Raw genomic sequence first — 14,327 nt, 5'->3', positions numbered from 1 at the left:
TTATGATCCAGCTCGGCGCGGCTTTGGATGCCACACGAATGACGGATGAAATCAGCGCAGTCCTCCGGGCTGTGGGTACCATCGGGCAGTTGCCGATATTCAAGCGCCTTTGCCTGACGGCGGCGGCAGTCGAGGTACAAACCGAATCGCACGTTTTGACACAATAACGCGGCACGGCGCGCCTGCTGGCCACCTTTCAATGTTTCACCCATCGTTACGCTCCCCTTGATTATTAAGCTTTTCGACACTGCTGCAAAAAGCGCCAGCCGCACAGGCCACCGCGATAAACACTTCCGCCAGCACCCCTAGCAGAAACCAGCTCATGCCATCCATCGTTTACCTCCGCCCCGTTGGGATCTGCGCATGCACTGCTTGCACGCTGGTAACTGTTCACCGGTACCGGGGTCGCGGAAGTCGGCAGCGCTTTTGCGGTATTGGCAGGCTGGACACTTAGGCCGGTCATACGCACGGCTTAACATGGTTAACGCCCTCCCATCGCAGCCAGCGGCGTGCCCGCCTGTTCCAGCAGCTCACGGCGGCGCGCTTCTTCCTGCTCGATCTCTTCGCGGCGCTGGCGAGCCTTGGCATCACCTGGCTTATTGATGATCTCGCGCAGTTGGCCAACCATGCGCTTACGCTGGCGCCGTCCTTCCTCGGTTAGCGGTTTTTCAGCGGGCGGCAGCAAGTGGGCCACTTTTGGGGCGGGCAGCTTGCCGGCATCAACGGCCTCCTGAAGCACCAGCTCACGGCGCTGCGGGTCGTGCCCCAGAGATACCTGCCACACCGGCTGGCGCCCTTCCGCTTTGGCGGTTTCGGCTTCACGTTCGTAGGCAGCCAGAAACGCCATGCGCGCCCCCACCTGGTCACCGCCGTTCAGTACCGGCTTGGCCACGCCAAAGGCCCGAGCAATTTCCGGCGTCCACACCACCGTTTCGCTCTCATCGGTACTACGCAGCGCCAGCGCCCACGCCTCATTGGGCAACAGGTGCTGTTTCGCACTGGGCAACCGCTCAACGATCGAGGCAAGGGTCAGCTTGCCGTGGAGCTCGGCACGGCAACGGGCCAAGGCGCGGCGGATCTCGGCAAACGGGTAGCCGCTAAGGTCATCGGTAATCAACACCGCAGCGGTTGGGCGAATTTCTTGGCCTAGCACCTCGGCCGTGGCGTACACCAGTTCGAGCACCTGGTCAGACTCTTGGGCGGTTAGCATGACGAAGACTCCTGCTGTTGGCGGCGGGCGGCCATAATGCGCTTGGCCTCCTCGGCGTTACTCAGGTTGGATTGCGTGCTATCCAGCTGGCGCGCTCTGGCTTGGGTCACCTGCTGGCCGGTGGCTAGTTGCGTGGCAATCGCCTCGCAGTCCTGCAGCAGTAGGCCCACGGGATGCATTCGAGCGGTGTAATACTGGTTGTTCAGCTTCACGTAGTGGGCGGCCACCCCAGGAGCGCGATCAGCACCCACCCGATTGACCAACTGGCTCAGGGTGGCACCGGTCTTTTCATTCCAGACCGGCCAAGCGCCGTACCGGTGGCGATACGCACAGGCGTAATTGGCCCAGGCCTTGAACGTCTTGGCTTTCGGATCCCGGGTGCCAGGCATATCGCTGGGGATTCGCGCCAGCAACGCATCGGCGGATTCCTGCGGCCCAGCCGGTTCAGCTTGCGGTTCGTCAGCGCCCAGGTAGTCACCAGTGGCAGCGGCTGGGCTTGCCCCAGACGCAACCCTCTTACTGGCCCCCTCATATTGAACCCCTAAACCTGAACCCCTCTCTTCACGGTTTTCCGAATACCCCTCTTCGGGATCTCGAATAGGGTTCTCCCCGTTTTCCGAATACCCCCCTTCGAGATCTCGAATAGGGTTCTCACGATTTTCCGAATACCCCCCTTCGGAATCTCGAATAGGGTTCTCATGATTTTCCGAATACCCCTGGTCGGTTTTTCGAGTACCCCCATTCGGCTTCTCGAGGGGATGCTTCATGAAGATCCTGCGCTCGACAATCTGCTTGCCTTCACGGATTTGATCCACGCGAATCCAGCCCTTCTTTTTAAGCGAGCTGATCACTTCGGAAACACGGTTGGGCGAGAGGCCAAAAAACTCGGCCAGTTTCTTGTTGGATTTAAAGCAGCCCTTCTGCGGGTGCTGCAGGCTGTCGATCTCGATCAGCATCACTTTCTCTTGCAGTGAGAGCTCACGATTCAGCCAAATCTCAGCGGGTATCCAGACACCGCGGAATGCGCGTTCGTCGGTCATAACGCACCTCCCTTAGGAAAGGGTGGGCGCTCATGCGCAACACGATGTAAGCTAAAAGTCGCCAAACCCTGCTTAACAACGATTAACGGAGAGCACCCATGAAAACGAGTATTACTAATAGCAATGGCGGCCAGGCCCCTAGGCCACTTATCCCAAACAACAAGCCCCCCTTGAGAACACCGCCCCCGCCATCTCCAACAACGCCGAAGCCATAAAGGTAAAGAAATATGAACGCACTGCTTTCCGAACGTGTAAGAGATGATGAGCGAACCATGTATGAGGCCATTGGCGATGCGCATTACGCTATTCGTTACATGCTTCTGCAGGAACGCTTGTTTGCTAGGTTGGGGATTGTATTCAAGTTCACCAGCTTGTTTGGAGGCAGTGCTGCTGTGACGGGCGTGGCTATAAATAGCCCTGTTTTGTCTTCTGTGAGCGGCATATTGGTTGCTCTCAGCTCCATCCTGGATATAGTGATTAGGCCAGAGGAAAAAGCACTTCAATGTAGGGTAGTCAGCAAGCGATATCACAAACTTATTCGTAATGCCGAGCGTCATACCCTTGAAGAGCATGACCGGAAGGCGTCTAAAATAGCACTTCTGCAAACGCCTCAAATTGAAGGTCTTCGCGTACCTGCATACAACGAATCCTCTATCGAACGTGGCAGGCCAGATTATGTACAACCTCTCAATGGTTGGCAGCGCCTTTTGCATTGGCTGGCTTGAATCTCTGCTCCCTAAATGCCCAGGCTGTTTCATAGCAGCCCCCACAAATAGAAAGCCACGCCGAAGCCCGCTAAGGTGGTAGTTGCGACACCATCCACTAACAGAAGGAAAACGACGTGGCTGAAAACGACACACAGAAAATGCTGAAAGCCGTGCTGTTCATGCAGGTTGAGATTCTCGGCAGGCTGGAAGCCCTTGAGCAAACGCCTGAAAGCACGGGAGACCCCACTGCTGACCACATCAGACGCATGACCGGCTTGACGCACGCCCCCACCTACGATGACCCGCGCATTGAAGCACTGCATCAAATCCGCGAGGCGATAGAGGCCGGAGAAAACAAAGATCTGGAAACGGCCATTAATGAAGTGGTTGGCTTGGTCAATCATCCTCGCTGACCTCCCCTGGCTGGCGGCTTTCTTCCAGCGCCAGCCCTACTGCCATGATCAGCGCCAGCGCCCCATCGATACGTTGCCCTTGGCGGCGGGTCGGCCAATGGGTGTGCGTCAGTGATAAATGGACCCGACAACGATCAATAACATTCAACACATGCACTGTGAGTGCTGGATCGCCTGAATGATGCAGTAGGCCAGCACAGACAAAGTCCCGAGTGGCAAGCATGGGCTCGGACGTATTCGCAATAGTGTTGCGGAACTCGACCACCTTGACGCCTTCCTTAGCGAGCGCCATGGCATTGCGGGTATCTCGCCAAGGGTCATAAGCAACCGGGCCTGAATCATTCAAATGTGCTACCAATCTCGTATCGCTCGTTTCCTGGAAAAACTGAACCTCATAAGAACCGTGCGAGGTTTTGGCTAGCTTCACGATGGATACAAGCCCATCAGGGCCAGAGCTAATGGCAGCCCATTTCTTCACTGGCGGCTGTGAGCTAAGAGTGGCCAAAGCACTTGCCCATTCCTCGGGTGGCATCCATGCCTCACCATCAGGGCTTTCGATCTCTTTAGCAGCTTCAGGCGGTGTCGAAAGAGGGCCACCAGCATCTACCCAGCCAACTGATTCGCCTAGGTCTACGGGCGGCTCCACGCTCCATTTAATGGCTGAAAAAACTGATCGCCCCTTAACCACGTCGATCTGCTTAAACAACAAGTAGCCTTCACCCATGCAAAAACACAGGTACTCAACCACCTGAACGCGGCAGGCAAAGCGCAGCTCTAAAGCGCCTCCCTTGCCTTCCTCGAACCACACGCGGCTATCAAGCATGTGGGCAGCGCTGGGAAACCCCGACCGTTCATCAGCAAAAAAAGCCGTGGAACGCAGTGGCTGCGTTAGCGTGTTGTCCGTTAGCAGCTTGCTCATACCTCGCCCCCATCCACTCGCAAATTAAGCGCCCTGAGGCTAAATTGAGTGCTCTCACACATCTCAATATCAGGAACACTCATGGCCGATGACATCTCACTTTTTCCTGTAGCCGGCTGGCAGATAGGGCCAGTCCCCTCGCATGACATCATTGCTCTGAAGCTCCATTTTCTGAGTCACTCGCTCCAAAAAACTGAGGAAGCTCAAGAGTCACAAATTTTCGCGATGACACCAGCTCAAGGTCGTGAGCTGATAGAGAGAATTCAGGCGGCAATTGATGTGCTGGAAAGCAGTGACGCTCAAGGAACAGGCGTTGAGCGACGTTGATCGACGTATGGTTGAATGGCTTGCCGGATTCACAGTTCATACCGAACCCCACAGATAGAAAGCCAAGTCGAAGCCCACTAGAGTGGTAGCAGCGACACCATCCACCAACAGAAGGAAAGCGGCGTGGCTGAAATTCAACAGATGCACTATTCGGCGGAATTCAACCGACTTATTGGTGAATACAAAACCAAACTTGAAAGCCAAAATCCTGGCGTATCGATTGATTTGCTTGCCAAAAAAGTAGTGACTGCAGCATTTAAAGAGTATTTGCTGCTTTGTTACTCCGAGAAGGTTCGCTCCGAAAGATTTGCACCATGGGAGCCTCTCACCGATAGACAAGGGGCTGAACTTGCTGCGATAGAGAAGCATCATTGGCTGCCAGAACACGTACGTGCCATGAGCAATGACGATCTGCTGCTTGCGCTGAACAATGAGATTCAATCTTTCCAACTGTCCGGCCCCGCGCTGGAAGCTTGCTCTGGTTGGCTGAACAATCACGGGCTGAACGCTTACATCAGGCATCTTCAGTCTCCCTCTAAATCGAATGAATTAGACGACTGATCGATCTCACTATCCGGCAAGCCAAGCTGCTGGCGCACTTTGCTGATCTGCGCCAGCGTCTCCTTCTCTGCCGTACGATGTTGCCGGACGCTCTCTTCAGCTTCTTCAGCGGAATGACGAGTGGCTATTAGCCACCCGATCAAGTGGGAAAGCTCCATTTCCAGCTGCCACTGCTGCATTCCATCGATATTTCTAAACATGTCTGCACCTCATAAGAGCTGTATACCCAAACAGACCAGCACCGTGGGCTGTGCTGTTTTGCGCTGGCTCATATACTGGAATCACTGAGAAGCCGCCCCATTAATCGGTGGCTCACTAAAAACGGATGGGCAAAGCTGGGCAGCTGTAAATCTGCCATTTGTGAGTTTTTCTGCGCGAAGTGCTACTGCAGGAGACATGCCGTGCTTGCCACAAACCCAGTTAGAGACAGCTCCCTGGTTCACGTTGAGAGCTTTTGCGGTTTGCAACTGCCCACCAAAATGGCTGACAAGATTTTTAAATACGGTAGTCATCGGACGCCCTCTTATGCGAATTCTCATAGAATAGACCATGAGCAAACGCATTTGCAACGCTATGAGTACACGCATAATAATCACTACATGGAATTAAAAGATCGTTTAAAGCTGGCGCGAAAGCATGCGAAGCTGAGCCAAGTTAAGGCAGCTGAGAAAGCAGGCATCGACCAAGCCACCATTTCGAACCTAGAGACAGGTAGGCACCTGGGTTCTACGCACCTGCTGAAAATCGCGGACGCTTTAGGCGTGAGCTATCGTTGGTTAACAGATGGCAAAGGCGAAATGACTGATGCTGCTGAAAGTAATGCCTCAGATAACAACCTATCGATAGCGCCAACCCCGCTGCGTTACTATCGCTACCCGCTTATCTCAAGTGTTAAAGCAGGAAAGTTTGCCGAGTGCGTCGTACCCTACCCAGCCGGAATGGAAGATCAACACGAGAGCACCGACTACGAAGCCAAAGGCCCTGCTTTCTGGCTAGAGGTAAGTGGTGATTCAATGACGGCGCCAGCAGGAGTCAGGCCCAGCATCCCAGAGGGCACGCTGGTGCTGGTAGATACCGGCATAGAAGCGGTGCCGGGCAAGCTGGTGGTAGCTCAGCTTGATGAAAGCAATGAAGCTACGTTTAAAAAGCTTGTCACGGACGGTGGGCAGAAGTACCTGAAACCGCTGAACCCCGCCTATCCGCTGATTCCAATCAATGGTAATTGCCGAATTATAGGCGTGGCGGTTGAGGCAAAAACCAAGCTATAAGTCGCAGATGAGCCATCAATAGCGACTAGCGACCAGGCACATGCCATCAGAAAATAAACCATATAGGGAGCAAGCATGGCCCCACTGCAACTTGAGGCCGCTGAAATTCTCAGACGCTCCGAACAAGGTGTATGTCGCCCGTTTTTCATACGAGATACCCAGGGCGATATCTATGTTGTAAAAGGGGTTGGGGGCGCTGGTAAAGCGGCTCTAACATCCGAACTGATCTGTGCAGAACTTGGCTTACGGCTTGGGCTCCCGATACCTCCTTATGGCATCATGACGATACCTCAAGGGCTTATAAGCTTCACAGCCATTGATGGCGCCGACGAGCTGGATGGAGGCCATGCTTTTGCCTCCAAGCTAGTGGTTAATGCCACAACACTCATCTACCCGCAGGTGTCCTAGATACCTCCCGAGTTAAAGCAGCGTGTGCTAGTGTTCGATAGATGGGTTAGAAATGGAGATCGGCGACTCACAGAGAAAGGCGGCAACGTTAATTTACTCTGGGAACCTTCCAGCCAGCTTGTGGTGATCGACCATAATGTTGCATTTGATCTTCCAAGCAATGACGCCGAATGCATAGAGAATCATGTTTTTAGCGAAGAAAAGACAAAATTTGATGATTTGCTGATCAAGTCAGAGCATCTTCATGCACTTGACAAGGCACTGGGCGACTGGGATACGATCATCGACCTTTTGCCCGAAGAATGGGTCTATAAAGATATGTGGGATGATGAATCACTAGTTCAGCCCACACTGGATGAGCGCTTTGATTTACTTAACCGCATCCACAATGGCGATTTTTGGAGAATGGTATGAGCATCATCTGCAACTACGCAGTGCTGCGCTTTCAACCCTACCCCGAGACAGGTGAGTTCGCGAACCTGGGAATCGTCATGGTCTGTAATAATGGCCAATTCCTGGAAATGGTCGAAACGCGTACGCGCAAACGCGTCACCAATTTCTTCGACAAGCTAGATCCAGCTGTTTTCACGAACGCTCGGCAAGCCTTTGCCAAAGAAATTCACCGAGTCGCTGAACTGGCTAATGCACATCCTTCAGACACCGCTTTGCAGCTAGGCCTATTCAAGCACCTAACCGCACCTAGCGAGACGATGTTCCGATTTAGCCAGCCGGGTACCATTGCTACCGACGACCCGACCGCAACCCTGCAAGAGCTATTCAATCGCTATGTTTGCCATGATTTTACACAGCGAGAAGACGCAGAAACTAAGCTGAAGCGTCGTATCAACACGTTACTCAAGGAGCAGTTCACTGATCGCACCTACCGAGAGGAGAAGCTGGGTGATGAGCTGTATCACGTTACCTTCCCTTTCGTTTGGCAAAAAGGTGGCATTACTGCCCAAGCTATTCGCCCCCTTTCGTTCGACCTGGATGATACAAAGAGCATAATCGATAAGGGTGATCGCTGGATCATGCAGATGAATCGCTTGGCTAGACACGGAGGCATGCCACAAGACACCGTTTTCATATGCAAAGAGCCAACGGGCAGTAATGCAGACCAGCAGAAAGTCTACCGAGAGATCGCTGCCGAATTAAGAAGCAGCCATCAGATACGGGTAATTCCTCACAAGACACCACGTAACCAGATGCGTGGCTTGCTGGCCCATACTCAGCTCCACTGAGCAAAAGCCGCTTCACACCAAAACCGTCCATTTGGACGGTTTTTTTATGTCTTAATAAAAATATGAGATTTCGCATTGACATAAATTATGAGCTTTCGCATACTCAAGCACATAATTTATGCGCTGAAGGGGAGTCTCAATGCAAATCACACAAGGCAACTGGCAAGCACGAATCAACCCAGAACGCGGCAGCCTGGGCCTAACCCGCACCGAAGCGGTCGACATGATGCTGCTGGCAGCGGGCAACACCTACAAAGAGATTGCCAAGGCTACCGGTCGCTCACCTGAAACTGTGCGTGGCAGTCTTAAGAAGGGTTACCACAAACTGGGCGTCTTCAAAGCCGCTGGCGCCGTTGCCGAGGCCATGCGCCGCGGCTGGATCGCTCCACTATTGATCGCCCTGCTTGTCAGCGGCATCAACCCAGATGCAGAGACCATGCGCCACCGCCCTCCCATGCGCACGCGCCAGCAGGTCAGCGCCAGCCGTTCTGTGTCACGCCGTGATGTGGGGAGGGTATTCGCATGAATCTCCATAACCCCAAACCCGTTATCGACACGCTGCAGGCCAATGGCATCAACACCGCGTTCCTTTTCACGCTGATGCCCTGCCAGGAGCTGGCGCTAGCCATCAACCTGCAGCGCAAATATGCGGTGCTGCTGGAAACCTGCCAACACGGAATTTTCTGCCAAACGTGGCTGGCAAATCGCAATGCTCAGCACGAAAGCCATTGCAAGTTCGAGTGCTACTACAGCCGCCATGAAACGGCACAACGCGAGATCAGCGCCATTCATGACCATCTGCAGCAGCTGCTCCATGACAGCCAAGGCGGTGCCGTATGAGCAACCAAGCCGCTAAAGCCCTATGGGTGGCCATCATGCTTCTCTCGATAGCCGTCCTGGGCCAGCTATCCCAACACGAAGCGGAAGAACAATCCGACTGGCTGGTTAGCTACTGCACGGATGCAGCGATATGGGCCGCCGAAGAAGCCCGCGGCGTACCGCTGGAAAAGCGCACCGGCCAGCCGGACTACAAAGGCATCGCGGAGGAGCACTGCCCAGGCATGCGCCCCGCTGCTCCCGCGTTAGAAACCGACGCCACCTCACCGGCACAGCTGGCCATGCCTGACACGGTGCCGTTTCAGCAGCTGGTTCAGTTTTGAGGGGGCTGGCGTATGTACATGCTCAACCGGCTTGGTCAGCGAATCATCGTCGGCAATCGCCGCCGGCATTGTCGGTGCCGGTCGTGCGGTGCCCGCCAGGTAAAAGCCAAGCACCCCGCTGAGTATTTACGCCGCATTCGCTGCAAAAGCTGTGGGGAGTTCGACACGCTACGCATCGATAAGTGGGCGGATCGGCGCGGCTGGCGGTACCAGACATGCTACTGCGATGGGTACCACTTCCCCCACCGGATCCGCTCGGAGTTTTGCTATCACAACCCCAACTACCCCGCCGAAGACGCTCAACGCGCCATTGGCGGCATGTAGAGGCCCGCTATGAATTTTGACGAACAGTTTGACCGGATATTCAACACGCCAGCGCCAACAGAGGGCGACGCCGGCGAAAAAAATGAGGACAGCGAGGTGCAGTCATGAGCGCGATATACACGAAAGATCCCGCCACCGGCGAGCGGGTCACGCTGAGCGAGTTAGCAAAACGCCACGGCGTACATGTTTCCACCATTTCCCGCCGCTATGGCGAGGGCAAGCGTGGGCAGGCACTCGTCGATCAAGTGGATATGCAAGCGCATCTCGCCGAGCTGAACGCGAAAGCGCACGAAGACGCCGAGCGAAGAAAGGCGGTCATCTTAACCAGCATGAACGCCTTATCGCGTCCGCTTAAGCAGCTAGGAGGTAGCTGACATGTCAAAAGCGATCATAAAAGCTGGCCTCATCAGCATCATTGGGGACACCAACCATGACTGACTACCTCGCCAACAATGGCAAGCCTTGGTCTCCGGAGGATCTAGCCGCGCTGGAAAGGAACTATCCAGATACCAACAACGCCACTCTGGCGCGAATGTTTCGCCGAAGCGTTTCCAGTATCAAAAATCAGGCCATTAACCACGGTTGGCGGAAATCAACCGAGTACATGGAGCGCGAAAAGCCAGGCTGCTTTAAGCCTAACTTAACACCCTGGAACAAGGGCACGCATTTCAGCCCACCTGGTAGCGAGCGCACTCGCTTCAAGAAAGGCCAAAAACCAGCAACGTGGTTGCCGATCGGCAGCGAGCGAGTCACTAAAGATGGCTACCTGGAACGCAAGATGACCGACACCGGATACCCACCCCGGGACTGGGTAGCCGTCAGCCACATTGAGTGGGAAAAGCACAACGGCAGGCCGGTACCAAAAGGCCACGCTGTGATATTCCGCGACGGCGACAAGCGCAACTTCGCGTCAGCCAATCTGGAGCTAATCAGCCGAGCCGAGTTAATGCGCCGCAACAGTTACCTCAACCTACCCGAGCCGTTGCCGCAAATCGTTCAACTGCGCGGGGCCCTAAACCGCAAAATCAACCGCAGGAGCAAGCAGGCATGAAGAACAAAATCGACGACCTACGCAACCACCTGTTTGCCCAGCTTGAGCGCTTGGGTGATGAGAGCATCAAGGGGGATGCGTTGAAGGAAGAAATCCAGCGAGCCAAGGCCGTTAGCGATGTATCTGCGCAATTAGTGGATAGCGCCCGCGCTGAAAACGAAAGGCTTAAGCTCCTCAAGCGTGCACCAGGTAGTGACTTCATGCCCGCCGGCCAGTTGATCGATGAAGAAGGCCTTCCAGCCTTAGGGGGTGGCAAGTGAGCCGATACGCGGAGAACACCAGCGTATCCAGTGAGCGCAGCCGTGCTGAGATTGAGCAAACCGTATCACGGTACGGCGCCAGCGGTTTTATGTACGGCTGGGATGGCGGTACCGCAGTGATGGCTTTTCAAATGCACGGACGCCGGATCCGCTTCGATCTTTCCATGCCCGACCAGAGCAGCCGAGACTTTACGCAAACCGAAACCGGTCGTGAACGCTCGCCGGCGCAAGCTGCTAAGGCATGGGAGCAAGCATGCCGGCAGCGGTGGCGCGCCCTTGCCTTGGTCATTAAAGCCAAGCTGGAAGCGGTTGAGTCTGGCATTACCGAGTTCGAGGAGGAGTTTCTCGCGCATATCGTGTTGCCCAACGGGAACACGGTTGGCCACTGGATGTTGCCCCAAGTTGAAAGCGCTTATCAGTCAGGTGATATGCCCTCATTGCTGCCAGCCCCGGGGAAGACATGACCAAAGCGACGCATACCCACCGAGAGCATGGCGGGAAATTTCAGGAGATTGCCCAGCACCAGGGCGCTGGAACGGACTTGGAAGGAAAGTGGCTGGTGCTTTATCGCGACCTTGATAAGGGCATCGATAGCATTACCAATCTGCAGGAATGGGAAACCCAGTGGCGAGCGCTTGCTCCCGACGACTGCCCTATCTGCTTGGGCGCAGGTCACGATCACATCAAAGGCAATCGCGATAAGCCCTGTGGCGGTTGCTATGGTCTGGGGAAAGTACGGGATGACGGCGAAACACCAACCGACTGCTGGGAACTGGCATCGGTGGCCACCGGCATCATCCAGCGCCAGCAAGAGGAACTGCTGAATCTGCGTCGCATCGCCCAGAACCCTGAGGTGCAAGCCCTTATCGATCAGCAGCGCCAGCAGGCAATAGACGACAGCATTGCGCGCCAGGAACGCGACTGGCGTGATGGTCAAGGTTGGGGCCCCGGTGGCCAACGTTATACGGGAGATTGAGGATGAAAACCGGTAAATTAATGGAGCTCGAACAGTGGAGTCGTGCGCGCTTTGAGGGTAATCCGCCCTCGCCTACCACCATGCGCCGCTGGTGCCGGGAAGGACACGTGCCCGCTAAAAAGATCGGTGGAACCTGGTTTATCGACCTTGATGCAGAACGACGCCAGACCGGCAATGAGTTAGCAGATAGCGTACTGGAGGCGTGACATGCCGCCACGGCCACGGAAAAGGAAGAATAAAGGCCTGGAGCCTAACCTGTATGAGCATAAGGGGTACTACACCTATCGACGCCCAGACACAGGTACCAAGCATGGCATGGGTAGGGACCGGGCCAAGGCACAGGACGCAGCGCGCATCCTGAATGCTCGGCTGATGTCAGGCGGCGACCTGGTGGCTGGTGTAATGGGGGAAACCGGCATAACCCTGAGCGTAGCGATCAATGCTTGGCTTAAGGAATGGGTGGAGACCGATCCTAAGCTGAAGGATTGGACTAAAAAGGCAAAGCGCGGCCGTGGGAACCGGCTCATTAAGGATGCAGGCAATATGCTGCTCGAGCACATCAACACTCGCTGGTGCGCCGAGTATCTAACGGAGAATCACCCAGGCAGTGCCTACGTGCAGTACCGTGCCGTGCTATCGCAGATATTCCAGTTTGCCCAAACCAAAGGCTGGCTCGAAAGGGATCCGGTAACGCCGACCCGTACCACTAACCATTATACCAAACTGCGCAGGCGCTTAACGGTCGAGCAATTCAAAACCATGCACGCGATAGCGCCCGACTGGATGCAAATTGCGATGGAGCTCTCGCTGCTGTGTCTGTTTGGGCGGGCCGAAGTGACGGCCGCCAGGTACGACGATATAAGGGATGGCCGCCTGCATTACATTCGCCAAAAAACGAAAGACCGCAGCAAGACAGCTTACGTGGCGATCGAACTGACGCCTGCACTGGATGACCTGGTTCGCCGGTCACGGCTCATTGCTCCTGTCTCCCCCTTTATCGTTCATCGTACTCCAGAACGCATATACAGCCGAAAAACCAAAGCACACTGGTCGCAGGTATCCGGAGATTATCTCTCCAAGGAATTTGCGAAGTTACGCGAGCAGATACCCAGCATTCAAAGCATGCCCAAAAGCGCGCAACCCACCTTCCACGAAATTCGTTCGTTGGGCTCGCGCCTGCTGGAGCTACAGGGCACCTCGATCAATGACATTCAGCTGCTGATGGGCCACGCTGACGAAAGCATGACGCAGCACTATTTGGATGGGCATGACACTAGGTGGCAGCAGGCTAAGGGGAATCCGTTTACGATGGCGGCGTTGCTTGAGCAGTAGCTGAATGATGGAACTATACAACAACTCTATAAAGAGCAGCTGCATGCAAAAAGGCTGAAATGTAAGCAACTTTTACAATCAACACCTAGCAATGTGCCATGCATTTCATTTAACTTTGTAATTAGCACTTAACAGCTAGGGAACAATACATGGATACAGCATATTGCACTGCAGATGGTACACCATATTACATTACCAATTTTGCTCAATTAAGCGAGAGTGAAATTGCATCTAAGCGGCGTCAGCTAATCTGCGTTGAGTGTAGGTGGCCTGCGTATTTCAAAAGAGCTGCTACCAGTGGACAAGGAGCTTGCTTCGGTGCGAGGCCCCATGCGCCAACTTGCAGCTTAGGTGCTCCGCCTAGTAAAAAAGGCCCTGGGAGTAATGAGGTTCAAGATATTTTGCGGAATCCCATGAACCATATTCGGATCGATATCAATTACGGCGCTCACGAAAAGGTAAACGGTGATCCGAGCGATGTAGATAAAGCAAATACACGAGGCGGACGTTTTACTGGTGATGGCCCTCGTGGCCCTTCACCAATGCAACGTCGGCTGCGCCCATTGTTAAAAACACTTATTGAATCAGAACAGTTTCGTAATTCAAACATAATGATCGAGCTGCCCAGATATACCGCCTTACCAGCCAACCAATTCTTCGTTAATTTTGATGCAGTTGATGAGACCTTAGCTAATGAGTTCAGGGGCTACTGGGGGCTAATTTTCGATACAGGCATGTCTCCCGATGGATCTTTTTGGCTCAATACTGGTAAGTATGATGACCTCAGTATTTTAATTACTCCTGAGAAATACGTTGAGTTTAAAAGGAAATTTAATTTCCAACTAGACCGAGAGCTTGAAGGAGTGCATTTACTGGTTCTAGGGAAGCTGCGCAAGGCTTGGTCAGGAAAACTGATAATAGATGTAGATGACGTTGATCGTTGCGCTCTGTGTGACGACTAGCCGCTTCGAGTGTTTGCAACCTTGCTCGACAGCTACAGAAGAGCAAGAGTTTTCCCAAAATATTCCCAAATTTTTACCAACCAACAAAAAACCGTCGCTAGGTTTGACCCATAAGCGACGGTTTTTAGTAAACTTTTTTGGTCGGAGCGACAGGATTCGAACCTGCGA

Annotated in this window: 24 protein-coding genes and 2 pseudogenes; 19 read left to right on the top strand and 7 right to left on the bottom strand. The window is 54.1% G+C overall.

The features are described from left to right. The 4 genes and pseudogenes from K7H09_RS23535 to K7H09_RS23525 form a co-directional block, all read right to left on the bottom strand. A pseudogene (locus tag K7H09_RS23535) lies at positions 1 to 212 on the bottom strand (hypothetical protein); the annotation flags it as partial. Next, positions 205 to 333 (bottom strand): hypothetical protein, encoded by a 129-nt coding sequence (locus tag K7H09_RS24510; protein ID WP_269064091.1) that lies wholly within the window; start codon positions 331 to 333, stop codon positions 205 to 207. The pseudogene K7H09_RS23535 and the gene K7H09_RS24510, both read right to left, overlap by 8 nt. A 148-nt stretch (positions 334 to 481) precedes the next feature. Then, positions 482 to 1,210, bottom strand: coding sequence for a hypothetical protein (locus K7H09_RS23530; protein ID WP_230806262.1), 729 nt, complete (start codon positions 1,208 to 1,210; stop codon positions 482 to 484). Continuing rightward, positions 1,204 to 2,250: a helix-turn-helix domain-containing protein gene (locus tag K7H09_RS23525; RefSeq protein ID WP_230806260.1), complete on the bottom strand. Its 1,047-nt coding sequence runs from the start codon at positions 2,248 to 2,250 to the stop codon at positions 1,204 to 1,206. Before K7H09_RS23525 ends, K7H09_RS23530 begins: the two co-directional genes overlap by 7 nt. Positions 2,251 to 2,477: 227 nt before the next feature. Here K7H09_RS23525 and K7H09_RS23520 point away from each other — a divergent pair, with 227 nt between their 5' ends. Continuing rightward, positions 2,478 to 2,975, top strand: a complete 498-nt coding sequence (locus K7H09_RS23520) for a hypothetical protein (RefSeq protein ID WP_230806259.1) — start codon at positions 2,478 to 2,480, stop codon at positions 2,973 to 2,975. Positions 2,976 to 3,091: 116 nt separating this feature from the next. Next, positions 3,092 to 3,370: a hypothetical protein gene (locus K7H09_RS23515; protein WP_230806256.1), complete on the top strand. Its 279-nt coding sequence runs from the start codon at positions 3,092 to 3,094 to the stop codon at positions 3,368 to 3,370. Here the strand turns inward: K7H09_RS23515 and K7H09_RS23510 are convergent. After that, positions 3,354 to 4,289: a terminase TerL endonuclease subunit gene (locus K7H09_RS23510; protein WP_230806254.1), complete on the bottom strand. Its 936-nt coding sequence runs from the start codon at positions 4,287 to 4,289 to the stop codon at positions 3,354 to 3,356. The two genes, K7H09_RS23515 and K7H09_RS23510, sit on opposite strands and share 17 nt — an antisense overlap. An 81-nt stretch (positions 4,290 to 4,370) precedes the next feature. Between K7H09_RS23510 and K7H09_RS23505 the strand changes: the two genes are divergently transcribed. After that, a complete protein-coding gene (locus K7H09_RS23505) occupies positions 4,371 to 4,616 on the top strand; it encodes a hypothetical protein (RefSeq protein WP_230806252.1) in 246 nt (81 codons plus the stop codon). A gap of 123 nt (positions 4,617 to 4,739) precedes the next feature. Beyond that, positions 4,740 to 5,177, top strand: coding sequence for a hypothetical protein (locus K7H09_RS23500; RefSeq protein ID WP_230806250.1), 438 nt, complete (start codon positions 4,740 to 4,742; stop codon positions 5,175 to 5,177). Here K7H09_RS23500 and K7H09_RS23495 read toward each other — a convergent pair. Together K7H09_RS23495 and K7H09_RS23490 are read right to left on the bottom strand one after the other, a co-directional pair. Further along, the gene (locus K7H09_RS23495; RefSeq protein WP_230806248.1) at positions 5,141 to 5,377 is read right to left on the bottom strand and encodes a hypothetical protein; all 237 of its coding nucleotides are present in this window, start codon (positions 5,375 to 5,377) and stop codon (positions 5,141 to 5,143) included. The two genes, K7H09_RS23500 and K7H09_RS23495, sit on opposite strands and share 37 nt — an antisense overlap. An 81-nt stretch (positions 5,378 to 5,458) precedes the next feature. Beyond that, positions 5,459 to 5,689 (bottom strand): transcriptional regulator, encoded by a 231-nt coding sequence (locus tag K7H09_RS23490; protein WP_230806246.1) that lies wholly within the window; start codon positions 5,687 to 5,689, stop codon positions 5,459 to 5,461. Between K7H09_RS23490 and K7H09_RS23485 the strand changes: the two genes are divergently transcribed. From K7H09_RS23485 to K7H09_RS23410, 15 genes and pseudogenes are all read left to right on the top strand, one after another. Next, positions 5,579 to 6,445: a LexA family protein gene (locus tag K7H09_RS23485; RefSeq protein WP_230806244.1), complete on the top strand. Its 867-nt coding sequence runs from the start codon at positions 5,579 to 5,581 to the stop codon at positions 6,443 to 6,445. The two genes, K7H09_RS23490 and K7H09_RS23485, sit on opposite strands and share 111 nt — an antisense overlap. A 75-nt stretch (positions 6,446 to 6,520) precedes the next feature. Next, positions 6,521 to 7,267 (top strand): annotated as a pseudogene (locus K7H09_RS24580) (HipA family kinase). Further along, positions 7,264 to 8,094 (top strand): DUF3037 domain-containing protein, encoded by an 831-nt coding sequence (locus tag K7H09_RS23470; RefSeq protein ID WP_230806238.1) that lies wholly within the window; start codon positions 7,264 to 7,266, stop codon positions 8,092 to 8,094. The pseudogene K7H09_RS24580 and the gene K7H09_RS23470 overlap by 4 nt, the downstream one beginning before the upstream one ends. A gap of 139 nt (positions 8,095 to 8,233) precedes the next feature. Next, a complete protein-coding gene (locus K7H09_RS23465; protein ID WP_230806236.1) occupies positions 8,234 to 8,620 on the top strand; it encodes a helix-turn-helix transcriptional regulator in 387 nt (128 codons plus the stop codon). Beyond that, positions 8,617 to 8,934: a hypothetical protein gene (locus tag K7H09_RS23460; protein ID WP_230806234.1), complete on the top strand. Its 318-nt coding sequence runs from the start codon at positions 8,617 to 8,619 to the stop codon at positions 8,932 to 8,934. Before K7H09_RS23465 ends, K7H09_RS23460 begins: the two co-directional genes overlap by 4 nt. After that, on the top strand, positions 8,931 to 9,254 hold the full coding sequence (locus K7H09_RS23455; protein WP_230806232.1) for a hypothetical protein: 324 nt from the start codon (positions 8,931 to 8,933) through the stop codon (positions 9,252 to 9,254). Before K7H09_RS23460 ends, K7H09_RS23455 begins: the two co-directional genes overlap by 4 nt. A 12-nt stretch (positions 9,255 to 9,266) precedes the next feature. After that, positions 9,267 to 9,578, top strand: coding sequence for a hypothetical protein (locus K7H09_RS23450; RefSeq protein ID WP_230806230.1), 312 nt, complete (start codon positions 9,267 to 9,269; stop codon positions 9,576 to 9,578). Positions 9,579 to 9,682: 104 nt separating this feature from the next. Next, positions 9,683 to 9,952: a hypothetical protein gene (locus K7H09_RS23445; protein WP_230806228.1), complete on the top strand. Its 270-nt coding sequence runs from the start codon at positions 9,683 to 9,685 to the stop codon at positions 9,950 to 9,952. Positions 9,953 to 10,008: 56 nt separating this feature from the next. After that, positions 10,009 to 10,629, top strand: coding sequence for an HNH endonuclease signature motif containing protein (locus K7H09_RS23440; protein WP_230806226.1), 621 nt, complete (start codon positions 10,009 to 10,011; stop codon positions 10,627 to 10,629). Continuing rightward, positions 10,626 to 10,889, top strand: a complete 264-nt coding sequence (locus K7H09_RS23435) for a hypothetical protein (RefSeq protein WP_230806224.1) — start codon at positions 10,626 to 10,628, stop codon at positions 10,887 to 10,889. Before K7H09_RS23440 ends, K7H09_RS23435 begins: the two co-directional genes overlap by 4 nt. Then, entirely contained in the window at positions 10,886 to 11,353 is a 468-nt protein-coding gene (locus K7H09_RS23430) for a hypothetical protein (protein ID WP_230806222.1), read from the top strand. The genes K7H09_RS23435 and K7H09_RS23430 overlap by 4 nt, the downstream gene beginning before the upstream one ends. After that, complete coding sequence (locus K7H09_RS23425; protein ID WP_230806220.1) at positions 11,350 to 11,865, top strand: hypothetical protein; 516 nt, start codon at positions 11,350 to 11,352, stop codon at positions 11,863 to 11,865. The genes K7H09_RS23430 and K7H09_RS23425 overlap by 4 nt, the downstream gene beginning before the upstream one ends. A 2-nt stretch (positions 11,866 to 11,867) precedes the next feature. Further along, entirely contained in the window at positions 11,868 to 12,071 is a 204-nt protein-coding gene (locus K7H09_RS23420) for an excisionase (RefSeq protein WP_039858369.1), read from the top strand. Between the two features lies 1 nt (position 12,072). Next, positions 12,073 to 13,197: a phage integrase Arm DNA-binding domain-containing protein gene (locus K7H09_RS23415; protein WP_230806218.1), complete on the top strand. Its 1,125-nt coding sequence runs from the start codon at positions 12,073 to 12,075 to the stop codon at positions 13,195 to 13,197. A gap of 149 nt (positions 13,198 to 13,346) precedes the next feature. Next, positions 13,347 to 14,159 carry a hypothetical protein gene (locus K7H09_RS23410; RefSeq protein ID WP_230806216.1) on the top strand — a complete coding sequence of 271 codons (813 nt, stop codon included), beginning with the start codon at positions 13,347 to 13,349 and terminating at the stop codon, positions 14,157 to 14,159. The last annotated feature ends 168 nt before the right edge of the window (positions 14,160 to 14,327 follow it).

Origin of the sequence: Halomonas sp. IOP_14 (assembly GCF_021021315.1) — a bacterium.
Classification (GTDB): Bacteria; Pseudomonadota; Gammaproteobacteria; order Pseudomonadales; family Halomonadaceae; genus Vreelandella; species Vreelandella titanicae.
Note: the sequence above shows the minus strand (reverse complement) of the source record. Positions and strands in the feature narration are given on the sequence as shown.

What these genes read in the sequence shown, in the direction of transcription:
- K7H09_RS24510 (WP_269064091.1), bottom strand. Translation starts at nt 333, where the DNA reads ATGGATGGCATGAGCTGGTTTCTGCTAGGGGTGCTGGCGGAAGTGTTT.
- K7H09_RS23530 (WP_230806262.1), bottom strand. Translation starts at nt 1,210, where the DNA reads ATGCTAACCGCCCAAGAGTCTGACCAGGTGCTCGAACTGGTGTACGCC.
- K7H09_RS23525 (WP_230806260.1), bottom strand. Translation starts at nt 2,250, where the DNA reads ATGACCGACGAACGCGCATTCCGCGGTGTCTGGATACCCGCTGAGATT.
- K7H09_RS23520 (WP_230806259.1), top strand. Translation starts at nt 2,478, where the DNA reads ATGAACGCACTGCTTTCCGAACGTGTAAGAGATGATGAGCGAACCATG.
- K7H09_RS23510 (WP_230806254.1), bottom strand. Translation starts at nt 4,289, where the DNA reads ATGAGCAAGCTGCTAACGGACAACACGCTAACGCAGCCACTGCGTTCC.
- K7H09_RS23505 (WP_230806252.1), top strand. Translation starts at nt 4,371, where the DNA reads ATGGCCGATGACATCTCACTTTTTCCTGTAGCCGGCTGGCAGATAGGG.
- K7H09_RS23495 (WP_230806248.1), bottom strand. Translation starts at nt 5,377, where the DNA reads ATGTTTAGAAATATCGATGGAATGCAGCAGTGGCAGCTGGAAATGGAG.
- K7H09_RS23490 (WP_230806246.1), bottom strand. Translation starts at nt 5,689, where the DNA reads ATGACTACCGTATTTAAAAATCTTGTCAGCCATTTTGGTGGGCAGTTG.
- K7H09_RS23470 (WP_230806238.1), top strand. Translation starts at nt 7,264, where the DNA reads ATGAGCATCATCTGCAACTACGCAGTGCTGCGCTTTCAACCCTACCCC.
- K7H09_RS23465 (WP_230806236.1), top strand. Translation starts at nt 8,234, where the DNA reads ATGCAAATCACACAAGGCAACTGGCAAGCACGAATCAACCCAGAACGC.
- K7H09_RS23460 (WP_230806234.1), top strand. Translation starts at nt 8,617, where the DNA reads ATGAATCTCCATAACCCCAAACCCGTTATCGACACGCTGCAGGCCAAT.
- K7H09_RS23455 (WP_230806232.1), top strand. Translation starts at nt 8,931, where the DNA reads ATGAGCAACCAAGCCGCTAAAGCCCTATGGGTGGCCATCATGCTTCTC.
- K7H09_RS23450 (WP_230806230.1), top strand. Translation starts at nt 9,267, where the DNA reads ATGTACATGCTCAACCGGCTTGGTCAGCGAATCATCGTCGGCAATCGC.
- K7H09_RS23445 (WP_230806228.1), top strand. Translation starts at nt 9,683, where the DNA reads ATGAGCGCGATATACACGAAAGATCCCGCCACCGGCGAGCGGGTCACG.
- K7H09_RS23440 (WP_230806226.1), top strand. Translation starts at nt 10,009, where the DNA reads ATGACTGACTACCTCGCCAACAATGGCAAGCCTTGGTCTCCGGAGGAT.
- K7H09_RS23435 (WP_230806224.1), top strand. Translation starts at nt 10,626, where the DNA reads ATGAAGAACAAAATCGACGACCTACGCAACCACCTGTTTGCCCAGCTT.
- K7H09_RS23425 (WP_230806220.1), top strand. Translation starts at nt 11,350, where the DNA reads ATGACCAAAGCGACGCATACCCACCGAGAGCATGGCGGGAAATTTCAG.
- K7H09_RS23420 (WP_039858369.1), top strand. Translation starts at nt 11,868, where the DNA reads ATGAAAACCGGTAAATTAATGGAGCTCGAACAGTGGAGTCGTGCGCGC.
- K7H09_RS23415 (WP_230806218.1), top strand. Translation starts at nt 12,073, where the DNA reads ATGCCGCCACGGCCACGGAAAAGGAAGAATAAAGGCCTGGAGCCTAAC.
- K7H09_RS23410 (WP_230806216.1), top strand. Translation starts at nt 13,347, where the DNA reads ATGGATACAGCATATTGCACTGCAGATGGTACACCATATTACATTACC.